The 21,723-nt window shown below is 48.5% G+C and carries 15 protein-coding genes; 5 read left to right on the top strand and 10 right to left on the bottom strand.

The window, feature by feature from the left end; all coding sequences use genetic code 11:
- Positions 1–36: 36 nt before the first annotated feature.
- The 6 genes from ACFPPD_RS24440 to ACFPPD_RS24465 form a co-directional block, all read right to left on the bottom strand.
- Entirely contained in the window at positions 37–858 is an 822-nt protein-coding gene (locus tag ACFPPD_RS24440; protein ID WP_378083696.1) for an inositol monophosphatase family protein, read from the bottom strand.
- Positions 859–889: 31 nt separating this feature from the next.
- Positions 890–1,402 carry an MgtC/SapB family protein gene (locus ACFPPD_RS24445; protein ID WP_209744277.1) on the bottom strand — a complete coding sequence of 171 codons (513 nt, stop codon included), beginning with the start codon at positions 1,400–1,402 and terminating at the stop codon, positions 890–892.
- A gap of 20 nt (positions 1,403–1,422) precedes the next feature.
- Positions 1,423–2,421: a LacI family DNA-binding transcriptional regulator gene (locus ACFPPD_RS24450; RefSeq protein ID WP_209744279.1), complete on the bottom strand. Its 999-nt coding sequence runs from the start codon at positions 2,419–2,421 to the stop codon at positions 1,423–1,425.
- Between the two features lie 37 nt (positions 2,422–2,458).
- Entirely contained in the window at positions 2,459–3,097 is a 639-nt protein-coding gene (locus tag ACFPPD_RS24455) for a carbohydrate ABC transporter permease (RefSeq protein ID WP_209744281.1), read from the bottom strand.
- A gap of 213 nt (positions 3,098–3,310) precedes the next feature.
- Positions 3,311–4,246 carry a carbohydrate ABC transporter permease gene (locus ACFPPD_RS24460; RefSeq protein ID WP_209744283.1) on the bottom strand — a complete coding sequence of 312 codons (936 nt, stop codon included), beginning with the start codon at positions 4,244–4,246 and terminating at the stop codon, positions 3,311–3,313.
- A gap of 88 nt (positions 4,247–4,334) precedes the next feature.
- The gene (locus tag ACFPPD_RS24465) at positions 4,335–5,699 is read right to left on the bottom strand and encodes an extracellular solute-binding protein (RefSeq protein WP_209744285.1); all 1,365 of its coding nucleotides are present in this window, start codon (positions 5,697–5,699) and stop codon (positions 4,335–4,337) included.
- Between the two features lie 424 nt (positions 5,700–6,123).
- Between ACFPPD_RS24465 and ACFPPD_RS24470 the strand changes: the two genes are divergently transcribed.
- The 3 genes from ACFPPD_RS24470 (at position 6,124) to ACFPPD_RS24480 (ending at position 9,433) form a co-directional block, all read left to right on the top strand.
- Positions 6,124–6,891 (top strand): MBL fold metallo-hydrolase, encoded by a 768-nt coding sequence (locus ACFPPD_RS24470; RefSeq protein WP_209744288.1) that lies wholly within the window; start codon positions 6,124–6,126, stop codon positions 6,889–6,891.
- 30 nt (positions 6,892–6,921) lie between these two features.
- Positions 6,922–8,397: a glycoside hydrolase family 32 protein gene (locus ACFPPD_RS24475; protein WP_209744290.1), complete on the top strand. Its 1,476-nt coding sequence runs from the start codon at positions 6,922–6,924 to the stop codon at positions 8,395–8,397.
- 568 nt (positions 8,398–8,965) lie between these two features.
- Positions 8,966–9,433, top strand: a complete 468-nt coding sequence (locus tag ACFPPD_RS24480) for a periplasmic substrate-binding domain-containing protein (RefSeq protein WP_209744293.1) — start codon at positions 8,966–8,968, stop codon at positions 9,431–9,433.
- Between the two features lie 354 nt (positions 9,434–9,787).
- Here ACFPPD_RS24480 and ACFPPD_RS24485 read toward each other — a convergent pair whose 3' ends face one another.
- Positions 9,788–13,909, bottom strand: a complete 4,122-nt coding sequence (locus ACFPPD_RS24485; RefSeq protein ID WP_209744296.1) for a SwmB domain-containing protein — start codon at positions 13,907–13,909, stop codon at positions 9,788–9,790.
- A gap of 101 nt (positions 13,910–14,010) precedes the next feature.
- Here ACFPPD_RS24485 and ACFPPD_RS24490 point away from each other — a divergent pair, with 101 nt between their 5' ends.
- Both ACFPPD_RS24490 and ACFPPD_RS24495 read left to right on the top strand, forming a co-directional pair.
- Positions 14,011–14,709: a response regulator transcription factor gene (locus ACFPPD_RS24490; RefSeq protein WP_209744298.1), complete on the top strand. Its 699-nt coding sequence runs from the start codon at positions 14,011–14,013 to the stop codon at positions 14,707–14,709.
- Positions 14,706–16,112 (top strand): HAMP domain-containing sensor histidine kinase, encoded by a 1,407-nt coding sequence (locus ACFPPD_RS24495; RefSeq protein ID WP_209744300.1) that lies wholly within the window; start codon positions 14,706–14,708, stop codon positions 16,110–16,112. Before ACFPPD_RS24490 ends, ACFPPD_RS24495 begins: the two co-directional genes overlap by 4 nt.
- A gap of 297 nt (positions 16,113–16,409) precedes the next feature.
- Here the strand turns inward: ACFPPD_RS24495 and ACFPPD_RS24500 are convergent, their stop codons facing one another.
- From ACFPPD_RS24500 to ACFPPD_RS24510, 3 genes are all read right to left on the bottom strand, one after another.
- A complete protein-coding gene (locus ACFPPD_RS24500; protein WP_209744302.1) occupies positions 16,410–17,006 on the bottom strand; it encodes a TetR/AcrR family transcriptional regulator in 597 nt (198 codons plus the stop codon).
- 185 nt (positions 17,007–17,191) lie between these two features.
- Complete coding sequence (locus tag ACFPPD_RS24505) at positions 17,192–19,906, bottom strand: fibronectin type III domain-containing protein (RefSeq protein ID WP_209744304.1); 2,715 nt, start codon at positions 19,904–19,906, stop codon at positions 17,192–17,194.
- A 791-nt stretch (positions 19,907–20,697) separates the two neighbouring features.
- A partial coding sequence (locus ACFPPD_RS24510; protein ID WP_378083705.1) for an Ig-like domain repeat protein occupies positions 20,698–21,723 on the bottom strand: 1,026 nt, incomplete at its 5' end.

Consider the following 21,723-nt stretch of genomic DNA (forward strand, 5'->3'; position numbering starts at 1 on the left):
GTTTTTGGTGATGTGAGGTTCTTCATTTATGACGAATCACAAAAGGAGATCCAACGCACCTACAATTTCTCCATGTACCTCCGGCGGAGCGGCCACAACCCCCCCATTATAAAGCCAATTGATGTCCCTGCCTTGCAGATCGGAGAACTTGCATCCAAGCTCCTCCAAAATAACTCGCGAAGCCGCATAATCCCAAGCTTTCACATTGTACTGAACATAGGCACCGAGTTTCCGCAGCGCAATATCGCATAGCTCCATCGTAGTCGCACCGTATACACGGATCCCTCTTGCCTTCGTAACCAACGCCAAATATGCGGTACACTCTTCCGCATTATGCCATGGCAAGGTTATGGCGATCAATTCATTCTCCAGCTTAAGCCGGTCAGGCAGACGGTTCAGCTTTCTATTGTTTACAAAAGCTCCCTTGCCCTTAACGGCACGAAATAATTTGTCGCCCATCACATCGTAAACAATTCCGAAAACAGCCCGATTCGCTGTGCATAGCGCAATGGAAATGGCAAATTCCTGGTTTCGGTTGATCATATTCGTTGTTCCGTCGATGGGATCGATGATCCACAAGTATTCGCTCGAAGAAGTGCGGTTATTTATGTTTTCCTCACCCAAAATCGAGTGATCGGGAAAATTCATAGTAATCCTTTCTACCAACCAACTTTCCACTTTCCGATCCACTTCGGTTACCAAATCCGAATGGCTGGTTTTCGTTTCAAATGAGATAGGGTTCGCGTCTATTTTTTCCTTGATCATCCGTCCCGCATCCATTACCCACTCTATCGCTTGTTCAAAAGTATGCAACTCGAATCTTTCTCTATCTCTTGTTACGCTTCTTTCGGGCCCCATACGGTTCTCAATCCTCTCCTAGAAATAGCTCTTACTCCAACTGGATCCCGGCCTCGTGCTCCAATCTTTTGGACACTGTCATTCGCTTGCTTTCCAGATGATTTCCAAATTTCGCCATCACCGTCGATACGAAATAAGTGAATAACACTAACCCGTAGAAACCTGCACCGATCCCGATGCCGATTCCCCCGACGTAAAGAATCATGGCGGCTGACGTCAGACCTTTGACTTGCAATCCGTTCTTCAAGATGACCCCGGCGCCCAGAAAACCGAGTCCGGAAACAATTTGAGCCGCCAACCGCATAGGGTCCATCATCGTGTTCGTTCCGAGTTCGCTAAATTTTTCCACACTGTGGATCGAAATTAATGTAATCAAACAGCAAGCCGTGCAAACGTACATATAAGTTTTGATCCCTGCCGGCTTGCTCTTGCTTTCCCGGTCCCAGCCGATCAGAAAACCTATCGCGGCGCTTAATAAAATTTGAAAGAAAATAACCGCATGATTTGTTAAATACGTAGCGATAAACGATAATACATCCTCCATCCTTCGTCCCCCCTACAGCCCTAAATTGATGATCGCTGGATGAGCTTCGATGGAAGCACGTAATGCTCCTGAAAATCGGCTGAAGGCGAGTTGATCCTCTTCAGCAATATTTCCGCCGCTTTCACGCCCATTTCAAAAGTCGGCTGCCTGATAACCGATAAGCTTGGTTTCGTAATCGAAGACCATTCGTAGTCGTCAAAGCCGATGACGGCGATTTGACCGGGAATCTCGATTTGACGGTCGATCAGATATTGCATTACTTTGATGGTCGTTTGATTGTTGACGATAAATACGGCGGTAATTCCCGCTTCGAGCAATTCTTCGATCAAACGCTGCCCTTCGTGCCCCGTCCTGTCCTTCGACCTGTGCTTGATCAACCTGTCGTCCAGAGCGATGCCCGCTTCCTCAAGGGCAGCCACGTATCCAGCCAATCGTTCTTTGCTCGTGCTGATATTCAAGGTTCCATTAATGATTCCGATTTTTTGATGGCCCTTGCGAATCAGCGTTTGCGTCGCTTCGTACGCCGCTTGAAAGTTGTTGATCGTAATGCAATCTTTCTTGCATCCTAACGGATTTCTGTCAATGAATACGGCAGGGAAATCGTCCGATAAGCAATCTTCCAGATGGGAATATTTCTCGGCCAGAGAAGCTATTATAATGCCGCTAGCATATTGATCGACGGATTGACGAATATACTGCTTCTCTTTGTCCAAGCTGTACTCCGAATTCATGACGATTAATTGAAGGCCGTTCTCGGTAAGCACGCTTTGGATCGCACTGGCTAGCTCGGTAAAAAAATAGTTCATCAAATCGGGGACGACAAAGCCCACGATATTCGATCTGCCCTTACGTAACGTCTGGGCGAAATTATTCGGTTTATAGTTCAGAGCTCCCATGGCATCCAGCACTTTCTTCCTTACGCTCTCGGAAACAAATTTGTTTCGATTGTTAATGACATTGGAAACCGTTGCCGTCGAGCATCCGGCCAGCTTAGCCACTTCTTTAATGGAAACCTTCATCGTGTTCTCCTTCTATCCATTCAGATGATGAAACGAATTATCCTTTAATCCCGGTAGAGGCGACGGAACGTATGAATTGTTTCTGAGCTGCGACAAACAAAATCAGAAGCGGTAGCGACATCATAGTGGCAAATGCAAAGATTTGTCCCCATTGCATATCCGATTGGGCCATAAACAACGTTTGCATCGCCAGCGGCAACGGACGAACCGCTTCTCCCCGAGTGACTAAGATCGGCCATAGCAAATCCCCCCAACGTCCCAGCGCGTAAAAGATGACGACAGTAGCAATCACCGGTCTGGATAACGGCAAAATGATGCGGCGGTAGATCACCAGATAGCTCGCCCCATCCATAATGGCCGCTTCCTGCAGTTCGTTCGGGATCTGCCGGAAAAACTGGTAAAACAAAAAGATGAATAACGTTTCCGCCAGAAAAGGCAGGATTTGAACGATATACGTATCGACCATACGAAACTCATTCACGAGCAAAAGCATCGGAATCGCAACGGATTCCACGGGAATGATCATGAGCGCCACGATCATGGGGATTAACACCTTCTGACCGCCGAAGTTCAGCTTCGCGAGCGCATATCCGAACATACTGTTAATAATTGTACCAAAAATGATGGTTGACCCGGTAATGATGACTGAATTGAGAAAATATCGGGAAAAATCCATTCGTTCCAGCACTTTGAAGTAGTTGTCGAGTCCGATTTGACCGTAAGGAACGAACGCTTTGAAATTGCTCATATCGCTTAAAATCTGTATTTCGCTTAGCTTCAAGGAGGATATGATCATGAATACGGTCGGAAATAAGAATATTAACAAAAAGAGAGATAACAAGGTGTAGTGCAAAAGGTTTGCTGCCGCTTTATATTTCATAGAGGTCATTTACGAGTCCCCCTGACTGGCTTTGGACAGTTTCATCTGGATCAACGAGATGATCAGCACAATGATTAGGAAGATGACGCTCATCGCGGAAGCGTACCCGATTTTCATATTAATAAAGCCTTCGGAGTAGATCAGATACACTAGAGTCAAGGTGGATTTATGAGGTCCTCCACCCGTTAGCGACACAATCTGGGTAAACAGTCTAAAACTTAGAATCGTCGTTGAAATCATAACGAATATTAACTGGTTTCTTAACAGCGGCAATGTTATATTAAAGAACCTTCTTATATTACCGGCCCCGTCAATTTTGCCGGCTTCATACAATTCCTCGGGTATATTTTGCAAGCCTGCCAGAAAGATGACCATTTGAAATCCGGCGCCTTGCCATACCGACAGCATAATGATGGAAATCATGGAGGTATCCGGATCGAATAACCACATCTTCGGCTCAAAGTAGCCGAACGTGACAAAATGAAGCAACGCATTGATAAACCCGTGCTGATCCGGCCGCAATAGCAGCGACCAGACGATTGATACGACCACCATGCTAATGACGACCGGGCTGAAGTAAACCGTCCTGAAGAGCGTAATGAAAGGCTTCTTGCTATTGATCAGCATGGCTAACGCGAGCGCCAAGGCCGATTGCACGGGAGTAGCGATCAGAACAAATTTCATCGTATTCTTGAGCGCAATGAAAAAATCCTGGCTTTGAAAGATTCGGGAATAGTTCGTAAACCCGACGAAAGATAAAGCCTGGTTCGGCGGCATGATCATCATCCGATTGGTCATCGAGTAATACACGCTCATCAGAAAAGGCAAAATCAAAAAAACAAGGAGTACGATCAATGCGGGTGCGCTCAACAACCAGCCGACCCATACTTCATTCGTCGTTGAAAAGGTGTGCCTCCATCGTTTTTTGGATTTGATCGCGTTCATCTATGGTTTCTCCTTTACGAATCAGGAGTAAGCGAAGCGAATTCTATCCCAGTTAGAATTCGCTTCACCCCATCCTTACACCTGTTTTTTATTTGAAATAGCCTGCATCCTTAATGGTTTGGTCAATGTTTTTGACAGCCTCGTCTAATTCTTTCTTAACATCGGCTCCCAGGATGATATTCATCGTTGCCGCGCCGATGCTCTTTTGGAAGGTGGAGAAAGCTGGCGTTATCGGTCTTGGCCAAGCGTGTCCAAACTCCAATTGTTCGCGGTACAGGTAATACTTTCCGCCCGGCTTATATTGGTCAATGCCATCCAGAACCGAAATCAGCGAAGGAATCGCCCCGTTCGCCTCGGAGATGCCTTTTACATTCTCGCCGGACATAAAATATTCAATCGCTTCCCAAGCCGCTTGCTCCACGCCGTCTTCCTTCGCTTGGGAGGTCATCGTCCATCCCCAGCTTCCGCCGGTCGTATATACCCCATTGCCGAAATCCGGGAACGGAATGAGAATCGCATCGTCCCCCAAGCTCTCTTCATGAGCAGGTCCCATCCAGTGCCCGACCAGCATTAAGGCCGAAATCTTCGAGCCGTGGAAATCATCTCTCGTGGTTTGAACCTTATTGACATACCCTTTATTGATCAAATCCTGCAAGTACTTGAACGAACTGACGGTTGCTTCGCTGTTTAAAACCCCTTCAGCCATGTGAGTTTCCCGGTTCTCGAAATCTCCGCCGAAGCCTTTGACCCAAGGCAGATAGGAATAAACCCACCAGCCTTCGCCCCTTGCAACGGAAACATCGAGCGCGTATTCGACTTCAGGCAGCTTTTGCAGCTTTGCCAGCGCGTCTTCGAATTCCTCTTTGCTCCACGCATCCTTCACGCTAGCAGGAATGCGGACGCCCGCTTTCTCCAAATACGATTTATTGGCCCAGAAGCTAAGACCGCTTTCGAATTGGCCAAGGAAATATTGTTTGCCGTCATAGGTGCCCTCGCTAAGAACGGACGGCAAAATATCTTTCTTCAGTTCAGGAGTCAGATAATTATCGAGCGGGTTGAGGAAGCCTTGATAGGCCATGTAAGGCATTTCCGTAAAGTCGATGTCCAGAAGGTGAGGCAGTCCTTTCGTAAGCGCCGCGGCTCGCACTTGATCCGCGTAGGTCTTGCTCGGAAGCGTCGTAGCTTTGATCTCGATCTTATCCTGCGATTTGTTGAAGCTATCGATCATTTTGTCGTAAAATGCGTTTTCCGCTTCGGTTCCCGTATGCTTCCACAGCTCCAGCACAACCTTGTCAGCGCTTTCTTTACTTGCTGCAACAGGATCCTTCGATGCTTCGCTTGTCGTACCCGCATTGTCTGTAGTCCCCGTATTCGCATTGTTCTGCTTCGGTGCGCAAGCAACGGCCAATAACATCAAGATAAGTACACAAGACAACAAAGATAATTTTTTCAAAAAAAGCTCCCGCCCTTCGGATGATTTGATCAAAGCTTGTTTTCAACGCATCATGCCATGAAGTATTTCCGCCATCGATCCCTCTTATGGAATCACCTCCACATGCACATAAATCGTTTAACTCGAATTTATCGTACGCCACATTCATTTCCCTTGTCAATCCTTTATCTCGTTAACTCAGCGTTAACTAGATGTTAAAAAAAATTTGAATAAATAAAAATGTAAAAATCGTTTATATTTCAATGTTTTATGCGATTATTTTGACCTGATTCCCCTCATTCTTCTTCGACTTTCATTTTTTGCCCTTGATAAAAATCTACTTGAGTGTTCATCCTGAGCGTGATAATATCGAGCCAGAAGCACATAAATGCATTAATCGTTTTATGTATTTGTGCTCTATCAACTATGAAAAGAGGAATTTGAGATGGACGTAACGATTAAATTTCTGGGTTCAAATGATGCCGTACCCGATGTCGACAACGACACCGTCAGTTTTGTTATCAATGACCGCACTCTGGTCGACACGGGCTGGTGCGCGGTTCATAACTTAAGGAGGAACGGTATCGATCCGTTAGAGATCGATCATTTGCTATTCACTCATTTTCATCAAGATCATTACTTGTCTCTGCCTTCGCTGCTCTTTTATTGGGTGATGAACCGAAAAAACCTCGAAGGCCTTCGAATATTAGGTCCTGCCGAAGAAGTGCACCAGGTTGTGCAGCGTACGGTGGAATTTTTGCAGCTTGAAAGATTTTTTCCCGCTCTTTCAAAACCCGTCATCATACCAATTCAAGCCGGAGATACTTATGAATATGGAGATTTTAAGCTCTCCACGTGCGCATCGAAGCATAACGTGCCCGCATTGTGCTACAAATATACTCACAAACCGTCCGCTAAGCAGGTTTCGTTTACCGGCGATACGGCTTGGCATCCTCCGATCGTGGAGCATGTAAGGGGTAGCGCCCTGCTTATTCATGAAGCCAGCATGGGAACGCAGGAAGTGCCGCCGGATAATCCGTATGCTCATTCCAGCGCCATGGACGCAGTGCGGGTAGCCGAAGCCGCGGAAGTCGACAAATTGTGTCTCGTTCACGGCAGAACCGCTTATATTGAAGATTCGCTCAACATTGCGCGGCAGCTTTTCTCGAAAGAAGTTATTTGGCCCCATGCGGGGCAAGTCGTGCACGTTTAATCCATTGAACCTTTTTCTGGAGGCATCCATTTGAACACACATCAGAAGATGCTAGAAGTTGCAAACCAAGCATTGAGACAAGCGGTAGAACAGCTTCGCTTCGATCCCCACAAACCGGCATTGCATGCCCATGCGCCGGCGAATTGGCTGAACGATCCGAACGGGCTTGTTTACTTCAATGGCGAATATCACTTGTTCTACCAGCACAATCCTTTCGCGCCAGAGCACTGGGGAAGCGGAAGAATCCATTGGGGCCATATGAAAAGCAAAGATTTGGTCCACTGGGAGCACCTCCCCATTGCGCTTGCTCCCAGCGAAGATTATGACCGCGACGGTTGTTTCTCCGGAGGTGCCGCCGTCCAGGATGGCAAACTGTACTTGTTCTACACTTCCAACATCTTTACGGTACCGCCGGGCCTTCCGGACGATTTGTTGCAGCAGCAGTGCGTCGCCGTCAGCGAAGACGGGATACATTTCGAAAAGTCGGAATTAAACCCGTTGATCAAGCATCCTCCCGCCGGCATCGGGCAAGACAACCATTTCCGAGATCCGAACGTGTTTTTCCATGATGGAACCTGGTATATGCTGGTCGGGAATCGTTTGGGGGATAACGGCAAAATATTGTTATATCGCTCCGACGATCTTCTCCGTTGGGAATATGTAAAGGTATTCGGCGAGAGCAGCGGCGACATGGGGTATATGTGGGAATGTCCCGATTTCTTCTCGTTGAACGGCAAAGACGTACTCGCCTTTTCGCCCCAGGGCATCGGGTGGCCGGATCAGCCGAACATCTCGGGATACTATCTCGGCCGATTGGATTACGAAACGCTTAACTTCTCTCACGGGGAATTTTACAAATTGGATCACGGTTTTGACTTTTACGCACCCCAATCCTTCACGGATGGTAAGGGAAGAAGAATTTTGTTCGGCTGGATGAGAATGCCCCGGAATGCGGAAAAGCAGTGGGCCGGCTCCATGACCCTGCCAAGGGAGCTACGGGTAACCGGCAACCGCTTGACGATTCATCCGGTAGAGGAATTGACCTTGCTGCGGCAACAGCAAATTACGGTTTCCGACGTTCGGTTGAGACAAGATAATAGGACAACGTACCCAGGCATTAAGGGAACTTGCATCGAGTTATTGTGCACATTCGATCTGACAAACACGGACGCGGCCGAATTCGGCCTTGAGCTTCGAAGCTCTCTTGACGGGGATCAGAAAACGGTAGTCACTTATTCAAAAGAACACAACACGATCACGCTGGATCGCAATCAGTCGGGGGATTATGTCTCGGGGACGCGCGTATTGGAGATGCAGCGACGGGCAGAAAAGCTGGAGCTGCACATCTTCTTGGATACTTGCATGATGGAGATGTTCATCAATTATGGCGAATATGTCATGTCGGGTTGGCTATTCCCTGATCCCGGCAACGAGGAAATCGCATTCTTCTCTCGCGGAGGGAGCACGACTATCAAGTCGGTGGATTGCTGGGGCCTGAAATTGTAAGTCGGATCGGCACCCGGTTACCGACCGAGCCCAAGATCCTGTCACTGGGTGGTCTTGGCAAAGACCACCCGCCTTCCGGCGAGGACGCCCGTCCGTCCTCTTTAAACTGTTTGGCTTCGAACTGGTCGCAAGGTACGGAGCGAGTTGGACGAAGGCTATGGCCGATCCGGCCAACAGCAAGCCTGCAAGCTGCGTTCCGGTTATCGTCCGATGCAGCACAAGCACATCGAGAGAAGCCACTTCCAGCAGCATAAGGTTGTTCCAATTCCACGAGCCCGATCCAAGAGATTTGCCGGTCATCGAACAGCTTGAGCCGGGGTGCACGTTTGTCACCTTCAATCAGAGACAAGACACCCCTTTGAAGTCACCGGAATTGCGGCGATGGTTTCGGGAACGGCTTGACTCGACGCGGCTCATTCGGGAGCTTGGCGGGTGGCGCACGCTGACGTCGAGGAGCTTTTTTCCTAGTCGGAGCTTGGAGGTCGCGTTGGATGCGATACCCGTGAATAGCTCTTGTCCTCCCCCGTTCGTACCCGAACGACCACTCCGGTTGTTCACTTATCGGATCTTGAACGCGTCGCTCGAGCACAACGCGCAATGGATCAAGAAACAATGCTCCGCATTCGGAATTGCCATTGAAATAATCGTACTGGAGTATGAAGAGTTAATTCAACCCGCCGTAATCGATCAAGCCGACATGATCCTCGCCAATGCTATTGTTAACGATGATGTGGAGATGTCTTTTCTTCGGGTGATGCTTGACGATAGGAGTCTTGTGCGAAGGCATTTGTTCGATAGCATCCGTATAAGGGTCAGCGAACTTATTACGGATATGCAACGCGAACCATCCTCTGCCAGAAGAAAAGAAATCGTGCATCATGCGGAGCGTTTGCTGTTCGATGAATGCGGGCTGCTGTTTCTGTACCATTTGAAGCAAACTTCTTATTACCATCCGATGCTGTTTGGCGTTCGTTTGAACCCATACGGTTGGGTCGATTTTCGCGATCTGGCATTGAAACCTGACCAAAACGCTTGATGTTCCGAAGCCCTCTCCAACATGTTCACGCGGCGGTGTGCTCTCGATATTAAAATTGCTCAATATTGATATGTAATCAAACAAAACACACCTATGCGGCGTGTTATCTTTATTGTTTGGTGGACCCTAGCGGGATAACGATATTCTGATTAACTTTGCTGACGATGATCATTCTACGATGACAACCTTAGCGGTAAATTTCAATACCGTACTCCTACGCCCCCGGCTCCGTTAGTGCGGAACGCCCCAGTTTGATTCGATCTCGCAATCGTCGGTTTCACTGCCCAAACGATAACAAACCGACCCGCCTGATAGCGGTGCTTTACTCAGGCGGGTCGGATATAAGATTGCGATTTACCAAGGGTTTACGTTTACGCCAGTCGAATTCGTTGCCAATGGATTTCCGGCTGCGTCGGTTACCGTTCCGTTCCCGCCTGCCGTATACGTAACGGTTACACCGGCTGCATGGGAGGCAGACATGTTGCTGACTGTTAGCACCACTTGATCCGGGGTTCCTCCAGGTGCAATTCCTGTTACCGTGTATGTCATGCCCGGGTTGCCCGTTTGACTAACCGCAAATCCGCCGTCATTTGATTTCGTAACAGTTGCTCCTGCAGCATCTTCGCTCAATATAACGGTAATTTGTGTATTACTATCTCTAAATGCGAGCGACAGTGTAGGCGGCGTGGTATCCGGTGCTGCCGAGACCGCGTTCGTTACCGTTTGCGGTGCAAACGTTGCAAGGATGCCGCCGTCTGCTGCCGTCCATTCGCCTGGCGAATGCTGTAAAAATCCCATAGTAAGGTGTTGCACGCTCGTTACAGGAGTCGCAAGCGTCAGGTCGATTTTGGTTGTCGTGCTATTCAGTGCTGCCGCCGTTAAAGTAACAGGTGTAAGACCGCCATCTACAAACACCTTAAAATAAGTTTCCTTACCCGTCGGATCGGCCATCGGTTTGTCGAACGTTACGGTGACGATCGTACCCGCCGCATTCGTCGTCGCGCTTACGAATACAGGCGCTGACGACCCCACCGCGTTCGTAACGGGCTGCGCTGCGAACGATGCCAACACACCTGCGTCTGCTGCTGTCACCGTGCCCGCTGTATACGCTACGGTAACCGTTTGTCCTAACGTCACAGGAGTCGCAAGCGTCAAATCGATTTTATTTGCCCCATTCAGCGCTGCCGCTGTGACAGTGTTGGGTGCGCCATTAACGTTCACGGCAAATTGACCATGCTCGCCTGACTGAAGTGCCATCGGTTTGTCGAACGTTACTGTGACGATCGTACCCGCCGGATTGGTCATCGCGCTTACGAATGCAGGCGCTGCCGGCACTGCGTTCGTAACGGGTTGCGCTGCAAAAGAAGCAAGCGCCATCGTGTCAGCCGCGTTCACTGTGCCCGCTGTATATGCAACAGTGACCGTTTGTCCGATCGTCACAGGAGTCGCGAGCGTCAAGTCAATTTTGGTTATTTCGCTATTTAACGCTGCTGCATATACGGCATTTGTTACGCTATTTACTTCTACCGTAAATTGACCATGCTTGCCTGTCGGATCGGCCATCGCTTTGTTGAACGTTACGGTTACAATCGTACCTGCAGCGTTTGTCGTCGCACTTACAAATGAAGGTGCCGTTATGATCGGAGGCTGCGATGGTGCCGGCACTGCGTTCGTTACGTTTTGTGGTGCAAACGTTGCAAGTACCCCCGTGTCTTCCGCAGTCACCGTGCCCGCTGAGTACCCAATAGTGACGGATTGTCCGTAAGTCACCGGATTCGCAAGCGTCAATTCGATTTTGGTTGGCGTGCTGTTCAGCGTTGCCGCTGTTACGGAATTGGGTACGCCATTTACGTTCACCGTAAATTGTCCATGCTTGCCTGCCGGATCCGCCATCGCTTTGTCGAAAGTTACGGTTACAATCGTACCCGCCGCATTGGTCGTCGCGCTTACAAATGCAGGCGGCGGTGCCGTCACCCTATTCTTTACGGGTTGTTCTGCAAACGATGCGAGTAACCCCTCGTCTGCTGCGGCCACTTTACCGATCGTGTATATGTACGATACAGTAACCGATTGTCCGCCTCTCACAGGAGTCGGAAGCGTCAAGTCGATTTTGTTCGTGCCATTCAGCGCTGCCGCTTTTACGAAGTTGGGCCGGTCATCTACTTTCACGGAAAAATTACTGTGCATGCCTGCCGGATTTGCCATCGGTTTGTCGAACGTTACGGTGACAATCGTACCCGCCGCATTTGTCTCCGCACTTACAAATTCAGGCGATTCGACCGTTACTGCGTTCGTTACGGGTTGCGCTGCAAACGATCCAAGCTGCCCCGCATCCGCTGAGGTCACCGTGCCTGCCTGATAAGCTACAGTGACCGTTTGTCCTTTCTTCACAGGAACATGAAGTGTCAAATCTATTTTCTTTGTATCTGCATTCAGCGCAGACGCAGTTACGTAGTTGGATACGCCATCTACGTTCACCTTAAATTGGATATGCTTACCTGTCGGATCTGTCATCGGTTTGTTGAACGCTACGGTTACGATCGATCCCGTCGCATTTGTCGTTGCGCTCATTAATTTAGGTTGTGGAACCAGCACCGTTACGGGCAGCGTAAATGAATCAATCAGCCACGTGTCTGCTGCGATCAAATGCCCCCCAAAGGACACTGGGGGCGCTGTATACTCTATAGTGACGGTTTGTCCGGGCGTCACAGGTTTCGCAAGCGTCAAGTCAATTTTGGTCTTCGTTGCGCCGTTTAGAGCTGCCGCTGTTACGTCGTTGGATATGCCATCTACGTTCACCTTAATTTTGCTATGCTTGCCTGATGGATCTGCCATCGATTTGTTGAACGTTATCGTTACGATCGTACCTGCCTCATTTGTCGTCGCACTAACAGGTGACGCTCCAGCCATCTTTGCCACGTTCGACTTTTTTGAAGCCGTAGAAGTCATTCCTGCTATATTCTTTGACGTGACCGTGAATGTGTAATTCTCTCCCGGCTTCAAACCCGTTACCTTGATCGGGCTGATTGTTCCGTCAGCGGTGATGCCGCCTGGATGCGACGTTACCGTATAGCCGGTTATGAATTCTCCTTGCGGGTGTGTAAAAGATACTAAGGCCACACGATCTCCTTTGCCATTCGCGATTCCGATTGTCGGCGTTGGAGGCGCTGCGATCGTTGACCCCGGCTGTATTTCGAATAAAAAGCCATCCGGTGACGTAAACAGGATCGCTGTACCGATTGTACCGTTGCCGACAACGTTTACCGGGGACTCTGCATGCATTTCGGAAACATTCGCGCCGTTCCCTAAGCTGACGGTACCACCCCCGGCATTTGGTCCGACGTTCACAACAAGTATTTGGCCACCCTGAATGAAGATTTTCGTCGGAGCGTTAAGATTCACCGTTTGAATACCATTTTGCGCGGAATTGCCTGGCGCAATGCCTTGTTGGATGATTACCGGAGTTTGAACGTCAATTTGCGGAATGGTCGATCCTGTGACTACGATACGAACGGGATCAGGCAACCCTTTGTCAATATCCATACCAAATAAATTACTATAGTCAATATAAACAGAGTGCTCGCCGCCGCCGTTCATGATCGTATTCCCGAATACGTTCATATAGCTCAAATAAACATCGCCTTCTCCAACGGACGCCGCAATCCTCAGGCTGCCTTTAATATCGATGTTTCTGAGCGTTACGCCAGGTGCCGTAATCGTTACATTACCTTCAATCGTCTGCCTTCCGGTTTCGGGACCGTAAGTTCCTGCTTGATCGAATATAACGCCTAAGGCGTTTTGCAGCGTTACGATCGCTTCTGCGCGAGTCATCGGTCGCTCCGGTCTGAAACTGCGGTCCTCATAACCGTTCATGATGCGGCTCTTGACAACGGCGCCGATCGCATCCTTGCTCCACAACGGGAACGAAGCGCTGTCGGCCAAAGACTCCGCCGCTTCCGCGTTGCCTTCCAGCTTCTCCAGACGGGACACAATCGAGGCTGCTTCTTGGCGGCTGACCTTTTTGTCCGAGCGGATCGTCTTGTCATCGTAACCTTGGATATAACCCGCTTGAACCGCTATTTGTACGTCTGCATATTCCCAATCCGAAGCCTTCAAATCTTTGAAGTTAATGTCCGCTTTTTTCGAAAAATAAAAGGCGCGATTGACGAGCGCCATAAATTCCGCCCGCGTAATCGGCTCGTCCGGCTTTACCGACCCGTCATCGTACCCCTTTATTAGACCTTTTTGCATCCAATCGTTTAACTGCGCCTCTGCCCAATGCCCCTTCGTATCGGTTGCCGCTGCAGCGTCGAACGCGAACGTAAACGTCGAAAACAGCAAGCAAATCGAGAGGATAAGCGTAGCTAACCTTCTTGTTTTTTGGCTTGAATTCATAGATCCATTCCTCCATTTGATCGACAAAATGTTATAGCTTATATAGACATGCATGAATCGGCACAATTTGACAGTATTCATCGTATCAAACCAAACGCCGAAATGATCTTAAAGCAATCTTAAAAACCCGAAACATTTTCCGATAAATAGTAGTAGAAGACTTGAATCCGAGCGGGTGACCTATGGAAAGCAACCTTATTCTTGTTGTGGACAATGAGCCGGAATTATTGGAGCTTGTCGAGTTTCATTTGGCCCAAAATAACTTGCGCATCATCAAAGCGGATTCCGGAGCTGTCGCACTGAAGCTTCTTGACGAAACGGCGTTCGACCTTGTCATTCTGGATATCATGATGGACGAAGTCGACGGGTTTGCTGTGCTGAAGCGTATCCGTGACAAGGGTATGGAGATGCCCGTCATTCTGCTTAGCGCAAGGCACGAAGTAGACAGCAAAATATACGGTCTCGGCATTGGCGCGGACGATTACGTCACGAAGCCGTTCAGTCCCTCCGAGCTGGTCGCCCGGGTGCTCGCTCATCTTCGCCGCGCCCATAAGATGGTGCCGGTCGAGCAGGCGATATCTTATTCATTCGGTACTTTGACGCTTCATCCGGCAGCGCAAATCGTATACAAAGAGAAACAAGCCATTCCGCTTTCCGCCACGGAAACCCAAATTTTGCTCGCTCTAATGAAGCGCCCAAACCAACCGATCGCGAAAAATCAGTTGTTCGAAGCGGGTTGGGGACATGCCAATTATGACGAGAATTCCATTAACGTCTATATGAATCTATTGCGCAAAAAAATCGAGGACACCCCTCGCGAGCCTCGGTACATCCAGACGGTCTGGGGAGTCGGATACGTATTGGCAGGTGATCCGGGATGAAGCTGAAAGCCAAGATGACTTGGATGATCGCGTTGTCCGTCGCGCTTGTGGTTATTTTGCTGGTAGCGATGCTCTATGCATTTACCGCCTTGTTCGTGTCCGGATACAATCATGTCAAGCTGCAACAAATGAGCCTTCAGCTAACCGAGCGGCTCGAACGGGCGAATATCCAGAATGAAGACCGGTTGACCCAGGAACTGCGCCAATTCGGGAGCCAATTCGAAGGAATCGGAATGGAATTGTACGGCGACGACGGGAAGCTTCTATTTTCATCCGCAAACCGTACCGAACCTTACGCCTTTCCGGAGTTGCTGGACCGTTTCGTTGATCAGCCAGAACGAATGTTCCATGGACAGGACGTTGCGTTCGTTTACGACATCGCTGCTGGCGGTAACCGCTATTATGTCGTTTTCGACGTAAAAGGCAGCGCGCTGCAGCAAGTCCAAGTGTTCCTTTATTTCAACCAATATTCCGCCTGGCCGTTTTTGCTTGTTCCGTTATTCTTGATTATCTTCTTGCCCTCGTTGTTCGCATTTCTTTTTCTTCTGTTCGTCACGCGCAGACTGCGCAGATTGAATAACGCGATGCGGCGAGCCGACTTGCAGCAAGATCCCGTCCGTTTGCAAGATAGGTCCAGAGACGAAATCGGAGAGCTGGCCCGGTTGTTCAATGAGATGTCCGATAAACTGCAACGGCAGTATGCCCATACCCGGCAAGTCGAGCAAGCGCGTACCCTGCTAATCGGGAGCCTGTCCCACGATTTGCGGACGCCGCTGTCGATCATTCAAGGTTACGCGGAAACGCTTCAGCGCGGTTCGGCACAAGATCCCGACACCCGGGTCAGACACTCGACGATTATTGTTCAGAAATCGGATTATATGAACCGATTATTGGGCCAACTGTTCAGATTGGCTGAGCTAGACGATCCGTCGACGGCATTTCGGATGGAACGTGGCTCTATCCATAACCTCTTGCAAACAATCATTGCAGAATATGTGCTTGTATGGAACGATCAAGGAATCGAATGGCAAGCGGACATGCCGGAACCCCATGCTTATGTTAAATTCGATGAAGAATCTTTGGCGCAAGTGTTTCGCAATTTGATCGACAACGCCATCCTTCATGGAAGCGACGGCAAATATTTGGGCATTCGGATAAGGACCGCGGCCGATTCGGTGCAGATCGACATCGAGGATCGGGGGAAGGGAATTTCGGAGGAGGAGCTCACGCATATTTTCGAGCGATTTTATCGAGGGGACAAAAGCCGGCGCAGCAACGGCATGGGAATCGGTCTGTCGCTTGCAAACGAAACTGTCATACGGCATGGCGGTAGTATCGCCGTCCGAAGCGTCCCGGCTATAAGCACAGTATTTACGGTCAGATTGCCGCTAGCGGAAGAATAATACTCGTCCACTCCGTTCTTTGCGTACGGAACGAATCCAAACTACCTATTTGTGGCATCCAAGGGGGAACGCCCCCCCCCCTGACCTCTTCGCTGCCAGTGGAGAGATAGCTTTCTATACGTTAAGGAAAACCCGGGAGAAAGCCTTGTGGGACAAGGCTTTTTTAACTTCGATGGTTCTACGTTCGAGTGCGCCGCGTCGCTCGGAAATGATAGTATATAATATTGGCGAAAAAATGGTCGCAGTCATGTAAGAGATGCAGATTTAGCAGCAAAACCTCGCTAAATCTGCATCTCCTCACGACATCAGCTTGACCAACCCGCTTAGTAACGCCTGAACGTTCGCGCCCCTGAACAAAGTCGAAAATATCGTATACCCTTCGTTAAACGCGATGACTTGCACGGCGATCATATGGGGGTCTTTTTCTTTCGGGATCCAGCCTTGCTGTTGCAGCACTTTAACGAGATCTTCGATGCCGGCCACCCACTGGCCGTACTTTTCATGAAGTTTGTTTAGGTATTCCGGGTTATGTTTGACTTGCTGATAGAAGTCGATCAGGGCGATGATCCAATTGTCTACGCCATTTAACATTTGCCCGAGCCGTGTAACGGTAATCGTAATGACTTCCTCCAGCGTCGTATCCGCCGGGCTATACTCCAAAGGGACCTTCGTCCATCCTTTCGTCATTTCGAATTGGTAATCGAGAATATGGAAAAACAACTGCTCTTTGCTGTCGAAATGGCCGTAGAATGCCCCTTTCGTATGGCCTGTCCGCGCCACGATATCCCCGAGTGTCGTCGCCGCGTATCCTTTTTCGGAAAAGCATTTATGTCCGGCTTCGAGCAGCAGTTTATAAGTTGCTTCCCTTTTGAGCTGAAATTTATTTTTTTTCATAGACTGTCGCTCCTACTATAAAGTCATACCCATTATAGCATACGAGCCGAGACAAATAACGCCTGGGAGCACCTCAAATGGAAAGTACGCTTGAGAATATTCGGCTCCATGTTCCAACTGTACCAAACAACAAAAAGAGAGTGCCTCGAAAGCAATAATTTGCTTTGAGACACCCTATTTCATCATCAATTATTTCTCAGTGTCTTAACATAGTCAACACGTGATCGTTCGCCTTCTCCAGAAACATCAACCGCTGTTACCTGCACCTCAAACTTAGTTCCTGCACTTTTGTTTGTGATGTAATAGTACGTATCTCTAATCGGTTTACTGTTTACCTTCTTTCCATTGATATACACATTGTATGAGAATGCACCTTTTACACTAACCCATTTTTCTACCCATGCACTGCTAGTCACATTCATGTGTGAAACTCCTTTTGGTGCGGCCAATAACGTTAATATGGAATCCGCAGGGGAATAATCCGACTCGACCCCTTTTGAATTTATCGCTGTAACCTTTACCGAATGTACCGTTCTCATGCTTACGTTTTCAATTTGATATGATATTCCTAAAATCGGTTTCTTATTAACCTTCGAACCGTTAAGATATAAGTTATACGAACTTGCACCAGCTATCGCAGACCATTTTTCTGTCCAGCCGCTGCTTGTCACATTACTATGGGAAAGTCCTGTTGGTCCGGACGTAAGTGTTGTAAACGTTTTAATCGTGGCGCCACTCTCACCTGAAGCATTCACCGCAGTTACCTTTGCCGTATACGTCTTTCCCGGCAATAGACCCTTTAGTGGATACGACTGATCCCCTACCTTATTGAGCTTTTTTCCGTCCACATACACAATGAACGATACCTTTCCCGGGTTTCCGTTCTGCCATCTCAACGTACAACTGCTGCTCGTCAAGTTTTCGCAATTGAGCGATCCTGGATTCTCCGGTTTCGTTAATACAATAGCCCTTCTAGCCATATATTGATTTTTTACTGTTATTATATACTCTGTATTCGGCTCTAGGTTTGAGTAGGTTCTCGAGGATTTGTTTTCAAGATATCCTAGAAAATCTTCAGCTTCACCTTTCTTATTGAACCAAACAGCGACTGTTTGTTTTTTGTCCCATGATACAGTAAAGCTTGTACTCGTCACGTTGCTGTACGATAAAGCATCATATTTTGGAGTAGCGGTATCAATAGTCTTTGCGCTCGAAGGAAGGCTTTCTTCGCCTAATGAATTTACTGCAGTTACATATACGGAATAGGCTGTATCAGGCATGATATCCTGAAGTGTTGCCTCAGCAGTAGTTATTGACTGCTGGACTTTCTTTCCGTTGAGATATACATTGTACTTCGCATTATAACCAATATCTCTCCAAGTAATGTATGCGTTCCTAGTCAAATAATTATAATAGGCTTTAAGTTGAGTGGGTTGTTCGTAGAGATTGCCTACGACTTCTAAATTGGACGCATCGCTTTCTCTACTACCGTTGAATGCAGTCACAACGACATTATAAGTTTTAGACGGAACTCCATAAACCAATTTATATGAAGTCCCTGTTATATCGTAAATCTTACGACTGTCAGGACCACCCATACGCGTAACTGGCATAGTGCCATCACAATCGATACACAAGTGGTAAGAGGTTGCTCCAGGCACCGCGTTCCATGTTAATTCCCACGCACCCGAAGCCGTATAACTATGCTTCAAACCCGTTGGCGCAGGCGGTTTCGATGGGGCTGGCGGAGCTGGCGGGAATGGAATCGTCGTAACGAGATCTTCTGCCGATTGAGGACCTGGGACTCCTAACACATTGGCTGCTGCTACGGTGACCGATATCGGATTTACGTCCCATAATCTCACATCATACGACGTTGCTCTAATCCCTCTCCGATACACTTGTCCATTATAATACAATATATACGAACTTGCTCCGGGAACCGCATTCCATGTTGACGTCCATCCATATGACGTCACGTTGCTGTGTGAGAGACCTGTCGGCGCCGATGACGGGACGCTAGTCATTAGAGTATCTGCTTCAGACGGATCCCCCTGATCCCCGGACGAATTTACCGCAATGACTTGGACCGAATAGATCGAAGGCACTTTACCGGTCACGACATAGGACGTTCCTGTGATGCCCTGGCTTTCTACAATTCCATTTAAAAGCAAAATATACGAAGTTGCTCCAGAAACCGCGTTCCATGTTTCTGTCCAACCTGTGCTCGTAACATAACTGTGTGAAAGACCTGTCGGCGCTCCCGGAGCCGTTAATACGGAATCCGCCACAGGAGACGGAGCGCTCTCGACTCCTGCCGCATTCACCGCCGTTACGGTTACCGAATACGTCGTGTTAGGCGATTGGCCAGTTACTGCATAAGTCGCGTTAGGGTCTTGTCCGCTTGTTGTAATCGGAGACGCATTTACTTTCGTTCCGTTCACATACACATTGTATGAAATTGCACCTGGTACTATAGGCCAAGTCTCAACCCAACCCGTCGAAGTCACCGTGCTGTGAGATAAATTTGCCGGCGCTAAGGTAGCAGTGGTCACGGTATCCAAATTAGACAGAGTACCTTCTCCAGATTCATCAGCGGCTGTCACTTGGATCGTATGAGTGGTATTCGGTTGTATTTGTTGTCCTGAGACAGTAATCGAGGTTTCAGTGAGTCCAGTAGCCCACGGCGTCGGCGCCCCATCCAAATACAAATTATAATAAGTTGCACTCGTTACTGAATTCCATGTTGCTGTCCAGCTCGAACTCGTCACGTTACTATGTGACAGTCCTGTTGGTGCTGCTGGCGACGCATAAGCGTTTGTGGCAAATCCATTTACACCCAAAATAGATGCGACTATCGTCAATGAAAGCAAAACCGACAACATTTTTTTCTTTACCAAGTTTTTTCATCCTTTTCTACTAATCTCAAAATCTATTCCTTCTAAATTTGCACACACAAGTAACTTCACATAATTTCATAAATCATTTTCTCAAAGACTATGTATGAGTTTGCTGACGAGCCGCCCCCCTGCCATCGCCGCTTTAATTAAATACATACTTGATAGCATATATTATATTTTACCTAATAATTGTTAGTCAATAATAAGATCGCACTCCGACTCATTCTAGCAACAAACGGCATCACTTAAGATGTTGAATTGAAATTGACGAGGCTGAATATTTCGGTGCTAGAGAGCCATTAAGTTAATACGTGAGAGCCACCCTGTTACTGAAATAGAGCCACGATGTTAATCGTGAGAGCCACCGTTGTATTCCTCCGCTAGAATGGAGGAGTGCGTAACCGGAAACGATCCCCCAAATCAAGTCCTCTTAACTTTCGAGATCATCGGTGGTCTTGTACGTCCCCTCTTTTTGCAGGGTTATCCGATCTCGTCAGCCAACATGGTTCAGCCGCCTGTTCCGGGGTTTGCCTTCAAGCCCTCCGCACGCATCCTGTTGGACTACGCACTGCCTGTCGGCTATGCACTTCCGCCACCTCGCGGTATGCTGGAGACTTTCACTCCTTAGTCTACGCGCTGCCAAGCGCACAAAACCACGTCTGATCGACGTGGTTGAGTGGATGCAGTTTTATGGAGCCAAGGGGGATCGAACCGATGACCTCTCCGCTGACAGCGAAGCGCTCTACCGCCATTACCGGTATTACGCCCACAAGCAAGACTCTCCTGGGACATTATGGAATCGCCCAAACTATAATTGACCCTACAGCCGATACATTACCTGCTACATCCTTCACAATAACATATACATAATAATAAGTTTCAGGAATAAACCCCGTTATATAAACTGCATTCATTCTCGCCGATGCTGCTCCCGTTCCTTTTGCAACTGCTGTTCCCTGATCTTTAATTGTTGCTGCATTCGGAACTGGGTCAGGATACGTATAGGCGACATAGTAATATGTTCCTGCTTCGTTAGATGTAAAGTTTAGGGTCGTTGAATAACTCGTTGTTCCACTTTCACTTATTCCACTCAATGTCGGTGCTGTTTCGTCAGCCGTGGTGAACGAAAGGGTCGATACTGCAGAAACGTTCCCTGCTGCATCCTTTACAATAACGTAGGCTTTGTAGGCTGTTACCTCTGCAAGACCTGTTACGTTAACCGTATTCGCTGCCGCCGTTGCTGCTGCCGTTCCTTTTGCAACTGCTATGCCCTGAGCTTCAATTATAGATGCATTCGGCGCGGAATCCGCTGCCGCATAGACCAGATAGTAATAGGTTCCCGCTTCGTTAGAGGTGAAGTTCAGCGTCGTTCCCGTACCCGTTGTTCCGCTTGCGCTTGTTGCACTCAATGTCGGTTCGGTTTCGTCGGCCGTGGTGAACGAAAGGGGCGATACTGCAGAAACGTTCCCTGCTGCATCCTTGACAATAACGTAGGCTTTGTAGGCTGTTACCTCTGCAAGACCTGTTACGTTAACCGTAATCGCTGCCGCCGTTGCTGCTGCCGTTCCTTTTGCAACTGCTATGCCCTGAGCTTCAATTATAGATGCATTCGGCGCGGAATCCGCTGCCGAGTAGACCAGATAGTAATAGGTTCCCGCTTCGTTAGAAGTGAAGTTCAGCGTCGTTCCCATACCCGTTGTTCCGCTTGCGCTTATTCCACTCAATGTCGGTTCGGTTTCGTCGGCCGTGGTGAACGAAAGGGTCGATACTGCAGAAACGTTCCCTGCTGCATCCTTTACAATAACGTAGGCTTTGTA

This window comes from Cohnella suwonensis, from assembly GCF_042655365.1.
GTDB lineage: Bacteria > Bacillota > Bacilli > Paenibacillales > Paenibacillaceae > Cohnella > Cohnella suwonensis.

Bases quoted from the DNA above. Each gene is read 5' to 3' on its own strand.
- ACFPPD_RS24460 (WP_209744283.1), bottom strand. From the start codon at position 4,246: ATGAACGCGATCAAATCCAAAAAACGATGGAGGCACACCTTTTCAACG.
- ACFPPD_RS24450 (WP_209744279.1), bottom strand. From the start codon at position 2,421: ATGAAGGTTTCCATTAAAGAAGTGGCTAAGCTGGCCGGATGCTCGACG.
- ACFPPD_RS24490 (WP_209744298.1), top strand. From the start codon at position 14,011: ATGGAAAGCAACCTTATTCTTGTTGTGGACAATGAGCCGGAATTATTG.
- ACFPPD_RS24470 (WP_209744288.1), top strand. From the start codon at position 6,124: ATGGACGTAACGATTAAATTTCTGGGTTCAAATGATGCCGTACCCGAT.
- ACFPPD_RS24445 (WP_209744277.1), bottom strand. From the start codon at position 1,402: ATGGAGGATGTATTATCGTTTATCGCTACGTATTTAACAAATCATGCG.
- ACFPPD_RS24440 (WP_378083696.1), bottom strand. From the start codon at position 858: ATGGGGCCCGAAAGAAGCGTAACAAGAGATAGAGAAAGATTCGAGTTG.
- ACFPPD_RS24455 (WP_209744281.1), bottom strand. From the start codon at position 3,097: ATGGATTTTTCCCGATATTTTCTCAATTCAGTCATCATTACCGGGTCA.
- ACFPPD_RS24500 (WP_209744302.1), bottom strand. From the start codon at position 17,006: ATGAAAAAAAATAAATTTCAGCTCAAAAGGGAAGCAACTTATAAACTG.
- ACFPPD_RS24485 (WP_209744296.1), bottom strand. From the start codon at position 13,909: ATGAATACTGTCAAATTGTGCCGATTCATGCATGTCTATATAAGCTAT.
- ACFPPD_RS24495 (WP_209744300.1), top strand. From the start codon at position 14,706: ATGAAGCTGAAAGCCAAGATGACTTGGATGATCGCGTTGTCCGTCGCG.